The 3656-nt window shown below is 70.4% G+C and carries 1 protein-coding gene; it reads right to left on the bottom strand.

Annotated elements, in window-relative coordinates; genetic code table 11:
- Positions 1-3656, bottom strand: a 3656-nt coding sequence (locus ABZW16_RS43385; RefSeq protein WP_354961995.1) for an SDR family NAD(P)-dependent oxidoreductase, incomplete at both ends; no start/stop codon positions are given.

The raw sequence follows: 3656 nt of genomic DNA, 5'->3' as shown, positions 1-3656 counted from the left end.
GGTCGATCCATTCGGCGAATACTGGTGAGGTGTCGAGTAGGTCTGCTCCCATGCCTGCCCATTGCGATCCTTGGCCGGGGAACACGAACACGACCTTGCCCGCCGCTGCCGCAACACCTTCGACGACGGAGTCCGTCGGCGTGCCGTGCGCAAGGGCGGCCAGTCCGGCCATCAGCTCGTCGCCGGTGCCGACGACGACGGCGCGATGTTCCAGTGCCGCGCGGGTGGTGGCCAGCGAGTAGCCGACATCGGCCGGGTTCGCGTCGGCGCGCGTGCTCAGGCGTCGGGCCTGATCACGCAGCGCCGCAGGGCTTTTCGCCGACAACACCCACGGAATGACAATGCGGTCCGGCGTGCCGGTTTCGGGTTCGTCGGCGGCGGGTGGCTGTTCGAGGATGATGTGCGCATTGGTGCCGCTCACGCCGAACGACGACACCGCGGCCCGCCGGGGCCGCTCGTGCTCGGGCCACGGCCGGTTGTCGGCGAGGAGGCTGATATTGCCCGCGTCCCAGTCGACTTCGGGCGTGGGCTCCTCGATGTGCAGGGTGCGGGGGAGTACGCCGTGGCGCATGGCGAGGATCATTTTGATGATCGCCGCCGCGCCTGCCGCGGCTTGGGTGTGTCCGATATTGGATTTCACCGATCCCAGCCACAGCGGCTCGTCGCGGTCCTGCCCATAGGTGGCCAGCAGTGCCTGGGCCTCGATGGGATCGCCGAGCCGGGTTCCGGTGCCGTGGGCTTCGACGGTGTCCACGTCTGCGGGCGTGAGTCCGGCGTTGGCCAGGGCTTGGCGGATAACCCGTTGCTGCGAAGGACCATTGGGTGCGGTGAGTCCATTGGACGCGCCGTCCTGGTTGACCGCCGATCCGCGCAGCACCGCCAGGACCGGGTGCCCCTGGCGGCGGGCCGCTGACAGCCGCTCGACGAACAGCAGACCGACACCCTCCGCGGAACCGAACCCGTCCGCGTCACGGGAGAACGCCTTGCACCGACCGTCCGACGAAAGCCCCTGCTGCCGACTGAATTCGGTGAACATGTGCGGCGTCGCCATCAGCGCGACACCGCCCGCCAACGCGGCCGAGCACTCACCGCGCCGCACCGCCGCCGCCGCGAGATGCAGGGCGACCAGCGACGACGAGCACGCCGTATCGATCGTGACCGCTGGACCCTCCAGCCCGAAGGTGTAGGCGATGCGGCCCGAGGCGACGCTCGCGGTCGCGCCCGTCAGCAGATAGCCCGCCAGCTCCTCCGGTGGTTCGGCCACCCTAGAGTGGTAATCCTGGTAGGTCAGACCGACGAAGACGCCGATCTTGTTGCCACGCAACGACATCGGATCGATACGCGCGCGTTCGAAGGTCTCCCAGGAGGTTTCCAGCAGTAGTCGCTGCTGCGGGTCCATCGCCAGCGCCTCGCGCGGCGAGATACCGAACGGCGCGGCATCGAAATTCGCCGCGTCGTACAGAAATCCGCCGCGGCCGGTCACCGAGCTGCCCGGCCCGTCCGCGGATCCCAGCAGCCGCCGCAGATCCCAGCCGCGGTCGGCCGGGAAGTCCCCGATGGCGTCGCCGCCGTCGACGACCAACTGCCACAAATCCTCCGGCGAGTCGACCCCGCCCGGATAGCGGCACGCCATCGCGACAATCACCACCGGATCGTCGTCGCGCGCCGCCACGGGTGCGCGGGCCGGTTCGGTGTTGTCCGCGCCGACCAGCTGGGACTCGAGGTGCCTGGCCACGGCGGCCGCGGTCGGATGGTCGAACACCAGACTCGACGGCAACCGGACACCCGCCGCCACACCGAGCCGATTGCGCAGTTCCACCCCGGTGAGCGAGTCGAAACCCAGCTCGTGGAAATGCTTTTCGACATCGACGCGCAGCGCGTCGGCGTAGCCGAGCACGGCGGCGACCTGGGCGCGCACCACCTCGAGCACCGCCGCCGACCGCTGTGGCCCGGACAGCGCCCGCACCCGGACGGCGAGTCGCGACGTCGGCTCGTCGGCACTGTCGTCCAGCCCCGTCGTGACCCGGGCGTGAACCTCGGGCAGGTCCTCGATGAACGGGCGCCGCCGAGCCTCGCTGTAGGCGAGATGGAAACGGTCCCACCGGATATCGGCCACCATGATGCTCGCGCGGTCCGCGTCGGCGTCGGCCGTGAGCACGGTCAGGGCCCGGTCGGGATCGAGGGGCGGCACGCCGTGGCGCAACAGCCGATCCGCCACCCCATCCAGTGCGGCCATGCCGTCGCCCGCCCACGGACCCCAGGCGTAGGAGGTGGCGGGCAGGCCGCGGGCGCGCCGATACTCGGCGAGCGCGTCCAGATAGGCGTTGCCGGGCGCGTAGCCACCCTGACCCGGAATGCCGAGTACTCCGGAAATCGAAGAGAACAGAACGAATTCGTCCAGCTCGAGCTCCGCGGTGAGTTCGTGCAGATGCCACGCGCCCGCCGCCTTGACCCGCAGCACCCGATCGAGCTGGTCGACGCTCAGGGCATCCACCACCGCGTCGTCGAGCAGGCCTGCCGCATGGAACACCGAGGTCACCGGGAACCGGGCCAGCAACTGCGCCACCGCCGCCTGGTCACTCACGTCGCACGCCACGAGGTCGACCTCTGGTCCGAAGGCACGCAATTCCTCGGCGAGTCCCTCCGCACCCGGTGCTTGCGGCCCGCGCCGCCCCACCAGCACGAGGTGCTCGACGCCCGTCTGCGCGAGCCGCCGGGCAACCTGCACGCCGAGCGCTCCGGTGCCCCCGGTGATCAGCACCGTGCCGCGAGCTCGATGACATTCGGACGCAAAGGTTTTCGCCGAGGCATGCACCAATCGGCGTGCGAACGTGCCGGATTCGCGGATCGCGATCTGGTCCTCGGTGTGCTGGGACAGTACGGCAAGCAGCCGCCGGACCGCATGATCGTCGGGCGCGTCGGGGAGATCGATGAGCCCGCCCCAGCGTTCGGCTTGTTCCAGCGCTACCACCCGGCCGAGACCCCACACCAGGCTCTGTGCGGGATCGCGCAGGGCATCGGCCCGATTGACCGCGACCGCGCCCGCGGTGAGGATCCATACCGGAACCTGCAGATCGGCATCGGCGAGGGCATGGATCAGCGTGAGGGTTGCCGCGGTGCCCGTCGGGATGGCCCGGTCGTCCTGGTTCGGCGCGTCTCCGGCCGCCAGCAGCGACAGGACCGCGTCCACCTCTGGCGGCAGGCGCTCGGCCAGCATGCCGCGCTCCTCGGTACCGAGCCGAAGCTCGACCACCTCGGCGCCCGCCGCACGCAGGCCGTCCCGCGCCGCCTGGGCCCACGCGAGCTCGTTTGCACTGTCCGGCGTGACGACCAGCCACCGTCCGGCCGGTGCGCCGCTGCCGATCGTGGTCGACGGCGTCCATTCGACCGCGTAGCGCAGGGCGTCGAGTTGTTCACTCGCGCGCTGGGTTTCGTGCCAGCGGGCCAGCACGGGCGCCGCCTGGGTGAGCCAGTCGGGCCGCTCCTCGCCCAGCCCGAGCACCGAGGCGACCGCGTCGGTGTCACCGGACGTCACCGCCGCCCAGAACTTGCCGTCGTCAGCACTCGGTGCCGTGGGCCCGGCTGGTGTGTCGAGCCAGTAGCGGGTGCGTTGGAAGGGGTAGGTGGGCAACGCGATTCGCCGCGCGTTCGGATAT

The sequence above is a fragment of the Nocardia sp. NPDC004604 genome, from assembly GCF_040609795.1.
Classification (GTDB): Bacteria; Actinomycetota; Actinomycetes; order Mycobacteriales; family Mycobacteriaceae; genus Nocardia.
This window is presented reverse-complemented; position numbering and strand designations above follow the sequence as displayed.